The organism is Micromonospora sp. MH99 (assembly GCF_021442385.1).
GTDB lineage: Bacteria > Actinomycetota > Actinomycetes > Mycobacteriales > Micromonosporaceae > Micromonospora.
Genome location: NZ_MUZA01000068.1, coordinates 17,579 through 33,511 on the forward strand (window position 1 = coordinate 17,579; position 15,933 = coordinate 33,511).

Here is a 15,933-nt window from a genome sequence, read left to right on the forward strand (position 1 = left end):
GGACACGTACGGCGCCGCGCCGACGCGTGACGCGGACGCTGCTCGCGGTCGGGCTTCTGCTCACCCTGCTCACGGCCGGCTGCGGAGTCCGGCCCAGCGACGTCATCACCGGCCGCGCCGCGGTGAGCGGGCCGTCCGCGGGCGCGGGTCTCTACCTCATCTCGCACGGCGAGCTGGCGCTTGTCCTGCGCGCGACGAAACCCGGCCCCGGTCCCTCGTCGCCGGCCGACGCGCTCGCGCTGCTCGCGGCCGGTCCCACCCCGACCGAGCGGGAGGCGGGGCTCAGCAGCGAGGTGCCATCCGACGCCGCGCCGGCCAAGGTGGCGCCGAGCGTCGACGAGCCCGGCATCACGGTGACGATGTCGGGTGCCGTGCTGCCGCTGTCGACAGTCGCGGCCAACCAGATCATCTGCACCGTGGTGTTCTCCATGTCGGGAAACGGTGCCACCCCGGTCACCCTCGTCGGGCCGGACGGCACCCGGCCAGCGTGGCCCTGCTGGCTCGAGTGACCGGGGCGAACGCCGCTCACACCAGATCGACGGCCCGTGCCGGCCGGGGCAGCCCGAACGAGGCGACCCGAGGACTGTCGACGAACGCGCCGGAGATCAGGATGTCGAGCAGGGCGGGAAACTCGATCCCGGCCCGCTGCCAGATCTGCGGGAACTGCGACGCGGCGGTGAATCCCGGGAAGGTGTTGACCTCGTTCACGATGGGCTCCGCGCCCTCGCCGGAGAGGAAGAAGTCGACCCGCAGCAGGCCTCGGCAGTCGAGGGCGTGGAAGGCGCGGATCGCCCGGTCCTGGAGCACCTCGGTGGTGGCCGGATCGAGCGGGGCGGGGATCTCAAAGACGGCCCCGCCGTCGTACTTCGCGTCGTAGTCGAAGAAGCCCGCGCCGTTCACCCGGATCTCCAGGGGCGGCCCGGCCTGCACCCGGCCGTCGGGGTACTGCAGGACGGCGACGTCGATCTCCCGTCCGCGTGCCCCCTGCTCGACGAGCACCTTCGGATCGACCTCGCGGGCCTGCTCGACCGCCGCGGGCAGCGCCGCCCAGTCCGTCACCCGGACCACGCCCAGGCTGGAGCCGGCCCGCGCCGGCTTGACGAAGACCGGCAGGTCCAGTCGCTGCCGCTCGGCCGGCGACAGGTGCTCCCCGGGTCGCAGGGTCACACCCGGGCTCACCCGCAGGCCGTCCGCGGCGAGGAGCCGCTTCGTGACGCCCTTGTCCATGCCCGCCGCGCTGGCGAAGACACCGTTGCCGACGTACGGCACGCCGAGCCATTCCAGCAGCGACGCGACGGTGCCGTCCTCGCCGTACGGACCGTGCAGGGCCGGGAACACCACCTCCTGGGCGCGCAGCACCCGGAGCGCCTGCGGCAGGGGAGTGGGACGGCCGTCGACGTGCCACCCGCCGTCGGTGTCGATGAGCACCTCGGTGACCTGGTACCGCTCGTGGTCCAGCCCGGCCAGGATGCTCTCTCCCGAGCGCCGCGACACCTCGTGCTCGCCGCTCTGTCCGCCGTACAGCACTGCCAGTCGCGTTGTCATGCGACGTCCGCCCTTTCGTGGAGATGGTCGCGGCCCACTCGGGCCCCGATGCCGGTCAAGATCTCGTTTGGGTTGGTGCCGGCCCAACGCGCCCACTCGGTGGCGGTCGGCGGGGTGGCGTCGTCGCCGGCGGGGCCGAGCACGACGACCGGATCGCCGATGGCCACCGGCAGGTCACCGGCGTCGACCACGCACTGGTCCATGGCGATGCGCCCGACGATCGGGCAGCGCCGGCCGCCGAGCCACACCTCGGCGCGGCCCTCGGTGGCCCGGGGCAGCCCGTCGGCGTAGCCGAGCGGCAGCAGCGCCAGCGTCGTCGGCGCGGAGGTCACGTGCTCCGGCCCGTACGAGACACCCGTGCCGGCGGCCACCCGCTTCACGTTGACCACCGTCGTCCGCAGCGTCAGGGCCGCCCGCAGCCCGAACGCGCCGGGGCCGAGCGCGCCGAACGGGTCGACGCCGTAGAGGGCCAGCCCGATCCGGCAGAGGTCGAAGCGGGTCCGGGGCGCCGACAGCGCCGCCGCCGAGTTGGCCAGGTGCACGAGGTCGGGATCGAGGCCGGCGCCGCGGGCGATGTGCAGCGCCTCGGTGAACGTCCGTACCTGGCGTTCCAGCCCGGGGGTGCCGGGCACGTCCGCGTCGGCCAGGTGCGACCACACGCCGCGCACCCGGACGGTGCCCTCCACCTCGTACTTGCGGGCCCAGGTGACCAGGTCGGGCCAGTCGTCGCGGCCGGCGCCGTTGCGGGTCAGGCCGGTGTCGGCCTTGAGCTGCACCGTCGCGGGCACGCCGAGGCGCACTGCCGCGTCGGCCACGGCGTGCAGGTGGGTGATCGTCGAGACGCCGACGTCGACACCCGCGTCGATCAACGTGTCGAAGTCGTCGTCCGGTCGGTGCAGCCAGCTCAAGGTGGGCGCGGTGATGCCCGCGTCCCGCAGGGCCAGCGCCTCGGACGCCGAGGTCACCCCCAGCCAGGTGGCGCCGGCGCGCAGCGCGGCCCGGGCGACCGGCACCGCCCCGTGGCCGAACCCGTCCGCCTTCACCACGGCCATCAGCTCGGTGTCGGTGACCGCGGCGACCGTGCGCACGTTGTCGGCGATCGCCCCGAGGTCGATCACCGCCTCGGCCAGCGCGCTCATCCGGCCACCGCCGGGCGACGCGTGCCGGGGAGCGCGAACAGCCAGTGGCCGTGCAGCCGCAGCACGCCGCGGTGCACGGCCAGGCTCAGGCCGATCACGAGCGCGGTCAGCAGGATCGGGTAGCCGAGCACGAGCAGGCTCTGGGCGACCGGGTCCAGCCCCGAGACCGGGGCGGACAGCAGCCGGTGCAGCAGCGCGAGGAGCGGCATGTGGATGACGTAGATGGGCAGCGTGATGCGTCCGAGCGCGGCCAGCCGGTCGCTGAGGGCGGGCCGCCGCGCCAGCCGGGCGGCGGCGGTGACGCCGAACGCCACCGCCACGACGGAGACCACCGGCCACACGCCGAACCACCGCTGGGCGCCGGCCGCCGCCATCGCGACGAGCGCGACGGCGTACGCCCCGGACGTCAGCACGAGTCGCCGCCGGGTGGCCGTGGCCGCCCACCGCTCGATCCACGGCCGCAGGTACAGGCCGGCGAGGAAGAAGACCAGGTTCTGATAGAGACCCGCGCGGTTGCCCGGGGTGGCCAGCAGGCCGGCGGCCGCGACGGCGGACAACACCGCCGCGGGTACGCCCACCAGCAACCGGGGCAGCCGGCGGGTCGCCTTGGCGAGCGTGAAGTAGAGCGCCAGGGCGTACAGGTACCAGAGGTTGGAGGGCGTGAGGGTGAGCTGCGCCAACAGGCCGAGGACGGACGTGGCCCGGTCGGTCGGGAAGTCCGGTGCCAGGGCGAGGACCGCCGTGTGGATCAGCAGCCACACCGCGTACAGGTAGAGGAACCCGGCGATGCGGCTGCGGCCGACGGTGCGCCAGGGCCGCTGCACGGCGTTGGCCGCGAAGACGCCGGAGATGGTGAAGAAGAGCGGCATCCGCAGCGGCAGGAACTGCTCGCCGAGCGTGCCCCACAGGCCGGGCACCGGCAGGCCGACGTGCCAGTCGATCTGGAGGTAGTCCTTGACGACGACGTGCCACGCGACGACGAGGATGATGCACACGCCCTTCGCGGTGTCGGCCCACTGCACTCGCGGTGACCGGCCCGAGGCGGCGCCGGCCTCGGGCCGCCGTCGGTGGCGGAACCGGACGCGCGTGTCGGCGTCGTACCCCTCGGGCCGCGATTCGGTGAAAGACAGCTCTTGGATCACTCAGCAGAAGGTGCCAGCCGGATATCCGCGCCCGATCCACGAATTGTCATGAACCGGTAATGGACTCGGCCGGATCGTCGTGCGGGAACCACGACCATCGAGCCGGCGACGCGTTGGGAACCGGGGGGAGCGCTACTAGGCTCGATCGCGGAGGTGCCGAACATGAAGCTCGGGCTGCACTACTGGAATTTCTCGACTCCGGCCGATCCGGCCGCCATCGCGCCGACCCTCACCGAGGCGGCGACCGTCGCCGAACAGGCCGGCGTGGCCTCGTTCACGGTCATGGACCACTTCTTCCAGATGGAGGCGCTGGCCCCGGCCGAGGAGCCGATGCTGGAGGCGTACACGACGCTGGGCTACGTCGCGGCGCAGACCCGCCGGATGACGCTCGGTGTGCTGGTCACCGGTGTGATGTACCGCTATCCGGGGCTGCTGGCCAAGACCGTGACGACCCTCGACGTGCTCTCCGGCGGCCGGGCCCGGCTCGGCATCGGAGCGTCCTGGTACGAGCGGGAGCAGCGCGGGCTCGGTGTGCCCGTGGTGCCGGTCGCCGAGCGGTTCGAGCGGCTGGAGGAGACGCTGCGGATCTGCCGGCAGATGTGGAGCGACGACAACGGGCCGTTCGACGGGCGGCACTACCAGCTCACGGAGACGATCAACTCGCCCCAGCCGTTGCGCCGTCCGCACCCACCGATCATGATCGGCGGCAGTGGCGAGAAGAAGACGCTGCTGCTGGTGGCCCGGTACGCCGACGCCTGCAACCTGTTCGGCACGGGCGCCGAGGGGATCGCGCACAAGCTGGACGTGCTGCGCGGGCACTGCGCCGCCGAGGGCCGCGACTACGACAGCATCGAGAAGACCGTGCTGGCCAGCAAGCCGCCGCTGGAGGATCTCGACGCGTTCCTCGCCGAGGTGTCCGACTACGCCGCGCTCGGCGTCAGCGAGGTGCAGGTCACGCCGGACCGGCACCCCGTGGAGTTCGCCCGGCGGCTCGGCGACGAGGTGCTGCCGCAGCTGGCCGACATCGGCTGACGCGGGCGTGGCCGAGCATTGTGAACGCAAGGCCAATTCGCGGTGGATTGCTGGTGCGGCACCCGCCGAATCGCAATGACAAGGTTCACATGAAAGGCTGCTCGGCCCGTCGGAAATTGTTTTTCCGGCGGGTCGGGCAGCCTCGCCGGCTGCCACCGATCCGCAGTCGCCCGACCAGGGCGAATTGCTGACTGAGGAGCCGGCTGCTCGCCCGCGACGACGAGGGCCGCCCTCCCGCCGGAGCGGGGGACGGCCCTCGTCGGTGACCGGTCAGCGGACCGAGGCGGGGAACCTCTCCCACACCCGGTGCGCGGCCATCAACTGCTGCACTCCGGTCAGCGCCTCGGCGCCCGAGCCGGCGGACACGATGCCCGGGGTGCCGGCCACCCCGGCCTGCTCCAGCACTGTGACGCCGGCGCCCCAGGCGCCGATCGCCTTGCCGTGCCGCCAGCACTCCTCGACCAGGAGCAGCACGCGGGGATCGACTGTCGACGCGTCCGGCCGGCCGGCCTTGGCGTCGCGGGCGGGCAGCGCGTCCGGCGCGGGCACCGGCGCCCCGGCCAGCAGGAGCGCGTCCAGCTCGACCGACCGGCCGGTGGCGAAGGTCCGCTGGACGGGCATGTCGCCCACCATCCCCCCGTGCGGGGCGATCAGCAGCGGCACCATGCCGGCCTCGAACACGGCCCGGCGGACCTCGTGGACGTCGTCCAGGTCACCGTCGGGGTCCACGACGATCCCGACCATGCGACCGTCGGCGGGCCATGCCTTGCCGACCTGCGACAGGGCCGGGCTCGGCGCGACGTCGGCCAGCGGCACCGTCGGCTGCGGGGCGGGAAGCCCCAGGCCGGTGGCGACCTGCTCGCACAGCACCGGGTCGATGTTGGCGAGGCACTGGAGCTGGCGCTCCTTGATCGCCTGGTGGTAGCACTTGCCCAGCTCGAAGGTGTACGCCCGGATGATGTGCTCCTTCTCGACCGGCGACATGCTCAGCCAGAACAGGCGCACCTGGCTGTAGTGGTCGTCGAACGATGCCGGGTTGGCGCGCACCTTGGGCGCCTGCGCCACTGTCACCGGCACGTCGAGGAACGCGTTCTGGGCGTCGCCGGCCGGGAAGGGGTTGCCACCGTCGAGCGAGTTCGGCCGGTACGGCGCCACTCCGGCGTGTACGGCGTGCTGGTGGAAGCCGTCGCGCAGCATGTCGTTGACGGCGGCGTGCGGGCGGTTGATCGGGATCTGCGCGAAGTTCGGCCCGCCGAGGCGGGTGAGCTGCGTGTCGACGTACGAGAAGAGCCGGCCCTGCAACAGCGGGTCGTTCGTGACGTCGATGCCCGGCGGCAGGTGGCCGAGGTGGAAGGCGACCTGCTCGGTCTCGGCGAAGAAGTTCGTCGGCGTCCGGTTGAGGACGAGCCTGCCGATCGGCTGCACCTCGGCCAGTTCCTCCGGGACGATCTTGGTGGCGTCCAGCAGGTCGATCCCGGCGAAGGTCTCCTCGGGGGTGTCGGGGAAGACCTGGATGCCGAGTTCCCACTCGGGGAACGCGCCGGCCTCGATCGCGTCGTAGAGGTCCCGACGGTGGAAGTCGGGGTCGATGCCGCCGAGCATCTGCGCCTCCTCCCAGGTCAGGGAGTGCACGCCGAGCTTCGGCTTCCAGTGGAACTTCGCCAGCACCGTCTCCCCGGCCTCGTTGACGAGGCGGAAGGTGTGCACACCGAAGCCCTCCATCGTCCGGTACGAGCGCGGGATGCCCCGGTCGGACATGTTCCACATGGCGTGGTGCTGCGCCTCGGTGTGCAGCGAGACGAAGTCCCAGAAGGTGTCGTGCGCGCTCTGCGCCTGCGGGATCTCCCGGTCGGGGTGCGGCTTCGCGGCGTGGATGATGTCGGGGAACTTGATGGCGTCCTGAATGAAGAAGACCGGCATGTTGTTGCCGACCAGGTCGAAGGTGCCCTCGTCGGTGTAGAACTTCGTCGCGAAGCCACGGGTGTCCCGGACGGTGTCGGCCGAGCCGCGCGATCCGAGCACGGTGGAGAACCGGACGAAGACGTCCGTCTCGCGCCCCTTCTTGAGGAAGCCGGCCCGGGTGACCGCCTCGGCGGTGCCGTAGGCCGTGAACACCCCGTGCGCGCCGGCGCCCCGGGCGTGCACCACACGCTCCGGAATGCGCTCGTGGTCGAAGTGCGTGATCTTCTCGCGCAGGTGGTGGTCCTGGAGCAGCACCGGCCCCCGGGGCCCGGCCTTGAGCGAGTGGTCGGTGTCGCGCAGTCGGGCCCCGTTGGCCGTGGTGAGGTACGCGCCCTGCTGGCCCTTCGCGGTCGGCGGCACGCCGGTCTCGGCGCCGGTCGGCGTACGGGTCTGCGGTTGGCCCTGCTCCGGCTTCGGCGGCAGCGGGTCGTGGGGCGTGGTCGGTTCCTCGACCGGTGGGGGTGCGCTGCCCGGGGCGCCGGGCACCTCGGGCGTCAGAGCGTCGGCGATCTTCTCGGAGGCGGTCTTCACGACGTTCTTGACCGCCTCGGCGGGCTTGCTGGAATCCACTGGGTGAACCTCTCCATGGAGCGTTTGGGCAGGCCCCTGCACCCCTACCCCTGGTCGGAGGGTCGAAACGCGCGGTAGATCCGATCTGCGGGTGGGACTGGTGATTTCACCGATGCGGGGGTCGAGCGAAGCGGCGAAGACTGACGAACGTCGATATCGCTCGACTCTAGGGAGTGCCCGACGTGTCGTCACCAACCACCACCCGTCCCCGTTCCGCGCCCGCTCGGGCCGTCCGGCTCGCGCTGGCCGCCACTCTGCTCGCCGCCGGCGTCCTCGCCGGTCCCGCCCCCGCGCAGGCGGCGAGCCCGTACGAGCGGGGCCCCGCCCCGACCGCCGCGATCCTGGAGGCCAGCCGCGGACCCTTCGCCACCGCCTCGCAGAGCGTGTCCTCGCTGAGCGTCACCGGCTTCGGCGGCGGGGTCATCTACTACCCGACCAGCACCAGCGAGGGCACGTTCGGCGCCATCGCCATCTCGCCCGGCTACACGGCCGCCTGGTCCAGCATCAGCTGGCTCGGACCGCGCATCGCCTCGCACGGCTTCGTGGTGATCGGGATCGAGACCAACACCCGGCTCGACCAGCCGGACAGCCGCGGCCGGCAGCTGCTCGCCGCGCTCGACTACCTCACCGAGCGCAGCTCGGTGCGGAGCCGGATCGACAGCAGCCGCCTCGCGGTCGCCGGCCACTCGATGGGTGGCGGCGGGACTCTGGAGGCCGCGTCGGCTCGGCCGTCGCTCCAGGCCGCCGTGCCGCTGGCGCCGTGGAACCTGGACAAGAGCTGGTCCGAGCTGCGGGTGCCCACGCTGATCATCGGAGGCGAGAGCGACACTGTCGCGCCTGTCGCGTCGCACTCGGTGCCGTTCTACACCAGCATCCCGGCCTCGGCCGAGAAGGCGTACCTGGAGTTGAACGGCGCGAGCCACTTCTTCCCGCAGACGGTCAACACGCCGACGGCCCGGCAGATGGTGGCCTGGTTGAAGCGGTTCGTCGACGACGACACCCGCTACGAGCAGTTCCTCTGCCCGGGCCCGAGCGGGTCGGCGATCGAGGAGTACCGCAACACCTGCCCCAGCTACTGAGCGGGTCGGTTCGGGGCGGTCGCCGGTGGCGGCCGCCCCGGTCGCGTCGGCGCATTGAAGGTCTTGACGCCGCAACCGAGAAACGTACACTGCGAGTGTAAATAACACCCGCCACGGCAGAGGGATGGGTGATGGATCGCGGGCTCGAACTGCACGGCATCGGCGTCCGTTTCGGCGGCCTCACCGCCCTCGACGACGTCTCGCTGCGGGTGCCACCCAACCGGGTGGTGGGCGTGATCGGGCCCAACGGCGCCGGCAAGACCACGTTGTTCAACGTGATCTGCGGCTTCGTGACGCCCGAGGCGGGCTCGCTCACCCTGGACGGTCGTCCGCTGCGACCACGGCCGCACCGCCTGACCAGACTCGGCATCGCCCGGACCCTGCAGGGGACCGGGCTCTTCGCCGGCCTCAGCGTCCTGGAGAACGTGATGACCGGCGCGTCGCACACCGCCCGCGCCGGCTTCGCGTCGGCGCTGTTCGGGCTGCCCCGCAGCGACCGCGACGAGCGCCGGCTGCGCCAGCACGCCCTGGACGTCCTCGACGACCTGGGGATCGTCCGGCACGCCGACGCCGCGCCGGGCACGCTGCCCTTCGCCGTACGCCAGCGGGTCGCCCTGGCCCGCGCGCTCGCCGCGCGGCCCCGGCTGCTGCTGCTCGACGAACCCGCCGGCGGCCTCGGCGCCGACGACATCGCCGAGCTCGCGGAGCTGGTGCGGCAGCTTCCCCGGCGCGACGCCGACCCGTGCGCGGTGCTGCTCGTCGAGCACCACATGGACCTGGTGATGGCCGTCTGCGACGAGCTCGTGGTGCTCGACTTCGGCCGGGTGATCGCCGCCGGCACGCCGGACGAGATCCGCGACGACACGACTGTCGCCGACGCCTACCTCGGCGCCCTCGTCGAGGAGGTCCCGTGAGCGCGGCCGATCTGCTCGTGGTGCGGGGGCTGGTGGCCGGTTACGGTGCCGCGCCGGTGCTGCGGGCCGTCGACCTCACCGTGCCCGCCGGCACGATCGCCGCCGTCGTCGGCGCCAACGGGGCCGGCAAGACGACGCTGCTGCGCGCGCTCTCCGGCATGATCCGCCCGTCCGCCGGCCAGGTCGTCCTCGCGGGGGAGGACCTGGGGGGTACGCCTGTGGAGCAGCTCGTCCGGCGCGGCATGGCGCACGTGCCGGAGGGGCGGGGCGTGATCAGCGAGTTGACTGTCGACGAGAACCTGCGGCTCGGCGGGCTGTGGCGGCGGGACCGGGCGGACGCCGGCCGTGCCCTCGACGAGGTCTACCAGCTCTTCGAGCCACTCGCCCGGCGGCGCCGGCACCTCGGCCACCAGCTCTCCGGTGGTGAGCGGCAGATGCTCGCGCTGGGCCGGGCGCTGGTCGGCCGGCCGCGCCTGCTGCTGCTCGACGAGCCGTCGCTCGGCCTGGCGCCCCGGGTGGTCGCCCGGACCATGGCGCTGCTGCGCCACCTGCGCGACCGCACGGGCCTGACCGTGCTGCTCGTCGAGCAGAACGTGCGCAGCGCGTTGGCCGTGGCCGACCAGGGCGTCGTGATGTCACTGGGCCAGGTGGTGATCGCCGCCCCGGCGGCGACGCTGCGGGACGACGACGACCTGCGCCACGCGTACCTCGGTTTCTGACCCACCTCGTCCCCTGGAGGGAGGACTGTTGGACCGCTTCGTCTTCCTCACCGTCGACGGTCTGTCGCGGGGCGCGGTGTACGCCGCGTTCGCGCTGGCGCTGGTGCTCATCTGGCGGGCGGCGCGGGTCGTCAACTTCGCCCAGGGGGCGATGGCCGTCGCCGCCGCGTACGTCGCGTACTCGGTGTCCGCCGCGACCGGCTCCTACTGGCTCGGCTTCCTGGTCGCGATCGTCGCGGGCCTGCTGCTCGGCGCGCTGGTGGACCGGGTCGTGATGCGGCACGTCGATCACGCGTCACCGCTCAACCCGGTGATCGTCGCGCTCGGGCTGGTGCTGGTGCTCCAGGCCGTGCTGGGCATGGTGTACGGCAACGAGTTCCGCCCCGCCGACGTCCCGTTCAGCCGGTCCGCCCTCACCGTCGGCGGGGTCGCCGTGCTGTCGCCGTACGACCTGTTCGTCTTCGCCACGATCGGGGTGGTGGTCTGCGCGTTGGCCTGGATGTTCGCGCGTACCGCTGTCGGGTTGCGGATGCGCGCGGCGGCCTTCGCGCCGGAGGTCTCCCGTCTGCTCGGGGTCAACGTCGGCGGGATGTTGACGCTCGGCTGGGCGCTCGCCTCCGGGGTGGGCGCGCTTGCCGCGATGCTTGTCATCCCGACCGAGTTGGGCCTGCACCCGCACGCCATGGACCTGGTGTTCGTCTCGGCGTTCACCGCGGCGGTGGTCGGCGGGCTGGACAGTCCACTGGGGGCGGTGGTCGGTGGCCTGGTGGTGGGTCTGCTGCTCTCCTACGTCAGCGGGTACGCCGGCAGCGACCTCACCCCCCTCGCCGTGCTCGTCCTGCTGCTGGCGGTGCTGCTGGTCCGGCCCGGCGGGTTGTTCGCCCCGGTCGCGGCGAGGCGGGTGTGAGCGCCACGCGGGCGGCCCTGCCGCCGAGGCAGCGGGCCGCCGAGACCGGCGATCGTCCCCTCGACCGCGGGCGTCGCGGTTCCACCCTGCTGCGGCACCTCGCCGTGCTGCTCGTCGTGGGGCTGGTGCTGGTGGCGGTCAGCTACGCCGTCGAGCCGTTCCGCAACTTCCAGCTCGCCACCGTGGCGGCGTATCTCTGCGCCACCGCCGGGTTGACAGTCCTCACCGGGCTCAACGGTCAGCTGTCGCTGGGGCACGGGGCGTTGATGGCGACCGGCGCGTACACGGTGGCCCTGTGCCAGAACGCGTTCGCCGACCGGGGGTTGACCGGCGGCTGGCTGCTGGCGCTGTCGTTGCTCGCGGCCGTGCTGGGCACTGTCGCGGTAGGCGCGGTGGTCGGTGTGGCGGCAGCCCGGCTGCGGGGGCCCTACCTCGCCGGGGTGACGCTCGCCGTCGCCGTCGTGGTGCCGGCGTTGGCCGTCACCTTCGACGGCGTCTTCAACGGCGAGCAGGGGCTGTCGGTGCCGGTGGAGCCGCCGCCGCTGGCGCTCGGCGCGTACTTCCCCTATGAGCGGTGGCAGCTCTGGCTCTCGGGCGCTGCCACCCTGCTGGCCCTGCTGCTGGTGGCGAACCTGGTCCGCAGCCGGTACGGGCGGACCTTCCGGGCGGTCCGCGACGACGAGGTGGCGGCCCGGCTCGCGGGCATCCACGTGGCCCGCACGCAGGTTCTCGCCTTCGTGGTCAGTGCCGCCACCGCCGGGCTCGGCGGCGGTCTGCTCGCGATGCTCGCGCAGAGCGTCTCGCCCGGGGCGTTCTCGCTGACCCTGTCGCTCTTCCTGCTGATGGCGGTGGTGATCGGTGGCCTCGGTCGCCTCGCCGGCGCGCTGTGGGGGGCGGTGCTGCTGGTCGCCCTGCCCGATCTCACCCATTCCGTGACCGAGCTGCTCACCCTCTCGCCGGCGGTGGCGCAGCGGCTGGAGGGCAACCTCCCGTTGGCGATCTTCGGCGTCACGCTGATCGTCGTGATGATCGCCGCGCCCGGCGGTGTGCAGGGTCTGCTGTCCCGTCTCGGCCGAGGGCTGCTGGCCCGCTGGCCGGCGCGGCGTTCCTGAGCTGTCCCCGGCCCGGCCTCGGCCGGGCGCCTCACCACCACACCGTTCCCACCGAACCGGACCGAGAAAGGTCGGTGTTTCCCATGCACCGTACGGCGCGACGCGGTCTCGCGATCGCCAGCACCATCGCCCTGCTCGTCACCGCCGCGGGCTGTAGCGGCGACGACGGCCCCACCTCCGGCGGGGGGTCGGTGCCGGGGGTCACCGACACCGAGATCGTCGTCGGCACCCACATGCCGCTCACCGGGCCGGCCTCGGCCGGCTACTCCAAGATCGCCCCGGCGACGAAGGCGTACTTCGACTACGTCAACGCCAACGGCGGCGTGCACGGCCGCAAGATCACCTACAAGATCATGGACGACGGCTACAACCCGGCGAACACCCAGCAGGTGGTACGCCAGCTCGTCTTGCAGGACAAGGTCTTCGCCGTCCTCAACGGCCTGGGCACGCCGACGCACACCGGTGTGCTCGACTTCCTCAAGAGCAACCGGGTGCCCGATCTCTTCGTCGCCTCCGGCAGCCGCAGCTGGGACCAGCCCGACAAGTATCCCGGCACGTTCGGCTTCAACCCGGACTACACGATCGAGGGCAAGATTCTGGCCAACTACGCGAAGACGAACCTGGCCGGCCGCAAGGTCTGCTTCCTCGGGCAGGACGACGACTTCGGGCGCGACAGCCTGGCCGGCGTGGAGAAGGTGCTCGGCGCGGGGGCGGTGGCCGTCAAGCAGACGTACGTCACCAGCAACACCAACGTCGCACCGCAGATCGGCGCGTTCAAGGCGGCCGGCTGTCAGGTCGTCATGCTGGCGACCGTGCCCGGCTTCACCGCGCTGTCCATCGGCACCGCCGCACGGCTGGGCTTCAAGCCGCAGTGGCTGGTCTCCAACGTCGGCGCTGACCACCCGACCCTGGCCAAGCAGCTCGGCGCCGCCGCCCCGCTGCTGGAGGGCATGGTCGGCACCAACTACCTGCCGATGCAGAACGACACCGCGAACCCGTGGATCCAGCTCTTCACGAAGATCAACAAGGAGCACAACGGTGACGCGCCCTTCGACGGCAACACCGTCTACGGCATGTCGGTCGGCTACCTCTTCGTGCAGGTGCTGCTCGCCGCCGGCAAGGACCTCACCCGCGAGAAGGTGCTCGACGCGGTCCAGAAGGGCGGCTTCACGGGCCCCGGGCTCGCGCCGCTGCGCTTCTCCGCCGACGACCACTCCGGCTACGGCGGACAGCGGTTGAGCAAGGTGAGCGGGGGAGTGCAGAGCTACTTCGGGCCGACGTACGAGACCGACGAGGGGGACGGTCCGGTCACCGAGTACACCGCCGCGCCGGTCGCGCCGCCCGCGAACGGGGTGCCCACCGTCTCCTGACGGGCCCGCCATCGCTGTCGTACGACCCGGGGGTCACCGCCTCCGGGTCGTACGAGCGTGCCCGGACCCGGTGCGCCGTGCCGGATGCCGGCCGTTGACCGACACCGATCAGTCCTCCTACTATCTGCACTGTGGATGCAACTTCAGGTCGACTCGCCGGTCGGGTCGCCATCGTCACCGGCGCCAGTCGCGGGATCGGCCTGGCCATCGCCCGACGCCTCGTCGCCGAGGGCGCCCGGGTGGGTCTGACCGCCCGCCGCCCCGAGGCGCTCGCCGACGCGGTCGTCGCCCTCGGCGGCCCCGCGTACGCCGTGGCCGTGCCCGGCCGGGCCGACGACCCCGAGCACCGGGCCGAGGCGGTGCGGCAGGTCGGCGCGGCCTTCGGGCCGGTGGACCTGCTGGTCAACAACACCGGCATCAACCCCGTGCACGGCCCGCTGGTCGAGCTGGACCTGGCCGCCGCCCGCAAGATCCTCGACGTCAACCTCGTCGCCGCGCTGGGCTGGGTGCAGGAGGTCTGCGCCGCAGGCATGACCGAGCGGGGCGGCTGCGTGGTCAACGTCTCCTCGATCGCCGGCCTCGCGCCGTCGCCGGGCATCGCCTTCTACGGCGTGAGCAAGGCGGCGCTCATCCACCTCACCGCAGGTCTCGCCGTCGAGCTGGGGCCGACGATCCGGGTCAACGCCGTCGCCCCGGGCGTGGTCAAGACCCGCTTCGCCGCGGCGCTCTACGAGGGTCGTGAGGACGAGGTCGCCGCGCGGTACCCCCTCGGCCGGCTCGGCGTCGCCCCGGACGTGGCGGGCGCGGTCGCCTTCCTGGCCGGCCCCGACGCCGCCTGGATCACCGGGCAGACAATCGTCTGCGACGGTGGCGTCACGCTGGCCGGCCGGGCCGGATGACACCGTCCGTGCACGCTCGCCGGTGCCTGATCATCGCCTGTCTAGACTCGGCGGAGAGCCGGGCGACGTCGTGGCGGTGAAGGGGCGGGGGCGGATGAACAGGGTCGAGGCCCCGGGGCGGGTGGACGGGCGGACGGCCCGGGCCGAGCGCACCCGGGCAGCCATCGTCGAGGCGCACCTGGCGCTCATCGCCGAGGGCGACCTGCGGCCCACCGGGGAGCGCATCGCCGAACGGGCCGGCATCTCGCTGCGCACACTCTGGACCAACTTCAAGGACATGGAGACGCTCTTCGAGGCGAGCGGCGCCGAGGTGCTGCGCCAGCAGGATGCCGCCTACCGGCCGATCTCGCCCGCGTTGCCGCTGGCCAAGCGGGTCGACGCGTACTGCCGGCAGCGGGCACGGCTGCTCCAGCTCATCGCGCCGTCGGCGCGGGCCGCGCAGATGCGCGAGCCGGTCTCCGACCAGCTGCACCGCAACCGCCTCAAGCACATCGACCGGGTACGCGACGAGGTCGAGCACCTCTTCGCCGCCGAGCTGGCGCAGGCCGGGCGAGGGCGCGAGCAGCTGCTCAACGCGTTGGTGGCGGCGAGCATGTGGCCGGCCTGGTCGATGCTGCGCTACGGCCTCGGGCTCGGCGTGGACCAGGCCCGCGCGGTGATGTCCCGGACGGTGGGCGCGCTGCTGGCCGAGGTCACGACCGACTGATCCCGGCTCGTCCCCTCTTTCCATCCGGTGACCGATGGGTAACACTGGGACGCATGGTTACTGCATACTCAGTGCAAATAACCGTGTTGCGCGGCCGGGACGACCAGTGCCGGGCCATCCGGGCTCTGCTCGACGGCGTGCCCGGCGGCGGCGGGGCTCTGCTGCTGCACGGCGAGCCGGGCTCGGGCCGGACGGCGCTGCTCTCCTACGCCCACCGGTACGCGAAGGACTGCACAGTTCTCGCCGGGGCCGGGCTGCCCGAGGAGGCCACGCTGCCGTACGCCGGCCTGCAACGCCTGCTCGATCCGGTGCTCGACCGGGCCGCCGCCCTGCCCGAGCCGCGCCGGCACCTGCTGCGCCGGGCGTTGGACGGCGAGGGCTGCCCGCCCGAGCGCCGGCTGGCCCTGTCGGTGGCCGTCCTCGGTCTGCTCGCCGCGGCCGCCCGGGAGCGCCCGCTGCTCGCCACAATGGACGACGTCGACCGGGGTGACCCGCAGACCGCGCAGGTGCTGGCGTTCGTCGCCCGCCGGCTCCGGCACCTGCCGGCGGCCGTCCTGCTCACCGCGGACGTCACCGCCACCGTCGACGGCATCGCGGCGCACCGGCTGCCGCCGCTTGGCGAGCGGGACAGCATCGCCGTCCTGGCCGACCGGCTACCCGAGCGACCCGCCGCGCCGGTCGCGGCCACGCTCGCCGCGGTCGGCGGTGGCAACCCGCAGGCTCTCGTGGACCTCACCGAGGCGCTGAGTCCGGGGCAGTGGCGCGGGGAGGAGCCCCTGCCGGCCGCGCCGCCGGCCGACGGCGCACTCGCCCGCGCCTACCGGGCCCGGCTCGACC

At 72.8% G+C, this 15,933-nt stretch carries 15 protein-coding genes; 11 read left to right on the forward strand and 4 right to left on the reverse strand.

The features are described 5' to 3' along the window. The first annotated feature begins 26 nt into the window (after positions 1 to 26). Positions 27 to 509, forward strand: coding sequence for a hypothetical protein (locus tag B0E54_RS26495; RefSeq protein WP_234588851.1), 483 nt, complete (start codon positions 27 to 29; stop codon positions 507 to 509). A 16-nt stretch (positions 510 to 525) separates the two neighbouring features. Here B0E54_RS26495 and B0E54_RS26500 read toward each other — a convergent pair whose 3' ends face one another. Genes B0E54_RS26500 through B0E54_RS26510 form a run of 3 tightly spaced genes read right to left on the reverse strand, consistent with a single transcriptional unit; the run spans position 526 to position 3,826 of the window. Further along, entirely contained in the window at positions 526 to 1,545 is a 1,020-nt protein-coding gene (locus B0E54_RS26500; RefSeq protein ID WP_234588853.1) for a D-alanine--D-alanine ligase family protein, read from the reverse strand. Then, positions 1,542 to 2,684 (reverse strand): alanine racemase, encoded by a 1,143-nt coding sequence (gene alr, locus B0E54_RS26505; RefSeq protein ID WP_234588855.1) that lies wholly within the window; start codon positions 2,682 to 2,684, stop codon positions 1,542 to 1,544. The genes B0E54_RS26500 and alr overlap by 4 nt, the downstream gene beginning before the upstream one ends. Beyond that, complete coding sequence (locus B0E54_RS26510; protein WP_234588857.1) at positions 2,681 to 3,826, reverse strand: acyltransferase family protein; 1,146 nt, start codon at positions 3,824 to 3,826, stop codon at positions 2,681 to 2,683. Before B0E54_RS26510 ends, alr begins: the two co-directional genes overlap by 4 nt. A gap of 162 nt (positions 3,827 to 3,988) precedes the next feature. On the opposite strand from B0E54_RS26510, the gene B0E54_RS26515 reads away from it, so the two are divergent. Next, the gene (locus B0E54_RS26515; RefSeq protein WP_234588859.1) at positions 3,989 to 4,858 is read left to right on the forward strand and encodes an LLM class F420-dependent oxidoreductase; all 870 of its coding nucleotides are present in this window, start codon (positions 3,989 to 3,991) and stop codon (positions 4,856 to 4,858) included. A gap of 270 nt (positions 4,859 to 5,128) precedes the next feature. On the opposite strand, the gene B0E54_RS26520 is transcribed toward B0E54_RS26515, so the two are convergent. Then, positions 5,129 to 7,390 carry a catalase gene (locus B0E54_RS26520; protein WP_234588861.1) on the reverse strand — a complete coding sequence of 754 codons (2,262 nt, stop codon included), beginning with the start codon at positions 7,388 to 7,390 and terminating at the stop codon, positions 5,129 to 5,131. Between the two features lie 182 nt (positions 7,391 to 7,572). Here B0E54_RS26520 and B0E54_RS26525 point away from each other — a divergent pair, with 182 nt between their 5' ends. From B0E54_RS26525 to B0E54_RS26565, 9 genes are all read left to right on the forward strand, one after another. Continuing rightward, positions 7,573 to 8,469, forward strand: a complete 897-nt coding sequence (locus B0E54_RS26525; protein ID WP_234588863.1) for an alpha/beta hydrolase — start codon at positions 7,573 to 7,575, stop codon at positions 8,467 to 8,469. A gap of 131 nt (positions 8,470 to 8,600) precedes the next feature. Continuing rightward, a complete protein-coding gene (locus tag B0E54_RS26530) occupies positions 8,601 to 9,383 on the forward strand; it encodes an ABC transporter ATP-binding protein (RefSeq protein ID WP_234588865.1) in 783 nt (260 codons plus the stop codon). Beyond that, positions 9,380 to 10,102, forward strand: a complete 723-nt coding sequence (locus B0E54_RS26535) for an ABC transporter ATP-binding protein (RefSeq protein WP_234588867.1) — start codon at positions 9,380 to 9,382, stop codon at positions 10,100 to 10,102. Before B0E54_RS26530 ends, B0E54_RS26535 begins: the two co-directional genes overlap by 4 nt. 28 nt (positions 10,103 to 10,130) lie before the next feature. Then, positions 10,131 to 11,009 carry a branched-chain amino acid ABC transporter permease gene (locus B0E54_RS26540; protein WP_234588869.1) on the forward strand — a complete coding sequence of 293 codons (879 nt, stop codon included), beginning with the start codon at positions 10,131 to 10,133 and terminating at the stop codon, positions 11,007 to 11,009. Further along, positions 11,006 to 12,121, forward strand: coding sequence for a branched-chain amino acid ABC transporter permease (locus B0E54_RS26545; RefSeq protein WP_234588872.1), 1,116 nt, complete (start codon positions 11,006 to 11,008; stop codon positions 12,119 to 12,121). The genes B0E54_RS26540 and B0E54_RS26545 overlap by 4 nt, the downstream gene beginning before the upstream one ends. An 83-nt stretch (positions 12,122 to 12,204) precedes the next feature. Further along, positions 12,205 to 13,491, forward strand: a complete 1,287-nt coding sequence (locus B0E54_RS26550) for an ABC transporter substrate-binding protein (RefSeq protein WP_234588873.1) — start codon at positions 12,205 to 12,207, stop codon at positions 13,489 to 13,491. Between the two features lie 131 nt (positions 13,492 to 13,622). Beyond that, positions 13,623 to 14,390, forward strand: coding sequence for an SDR family oxidoreductase (locus B0E54_RS26555; protein WP_234588874.1), 768 nt, complete (start codon positions 13,623 to 13,625; stop codon positions 14,388 to 14,390). Between the two features lie 94 nt (positions 14,391 to 14,484). Beyond that, positions 14,485 to 15,096, forward strand: a complete 612-nt coding sequence (locus tag B0E54_RS26560) for a TetR/AcrR family transcriptional regulator (protein WP_234588875.1) — start codon at positions 14,485 to 14,487, stop codon at positions 15,094 to 15,096. 53 nt (positions 15,097 to 15,149) lie between these two features. Further along, the coding region (locus B0E54_RS26565; RefSeq protein WP_234588876.1) for an AAA family ATPase at positions 15,150 to 15,933 on the forward strand (784 nt) is incomplete at its 3' end.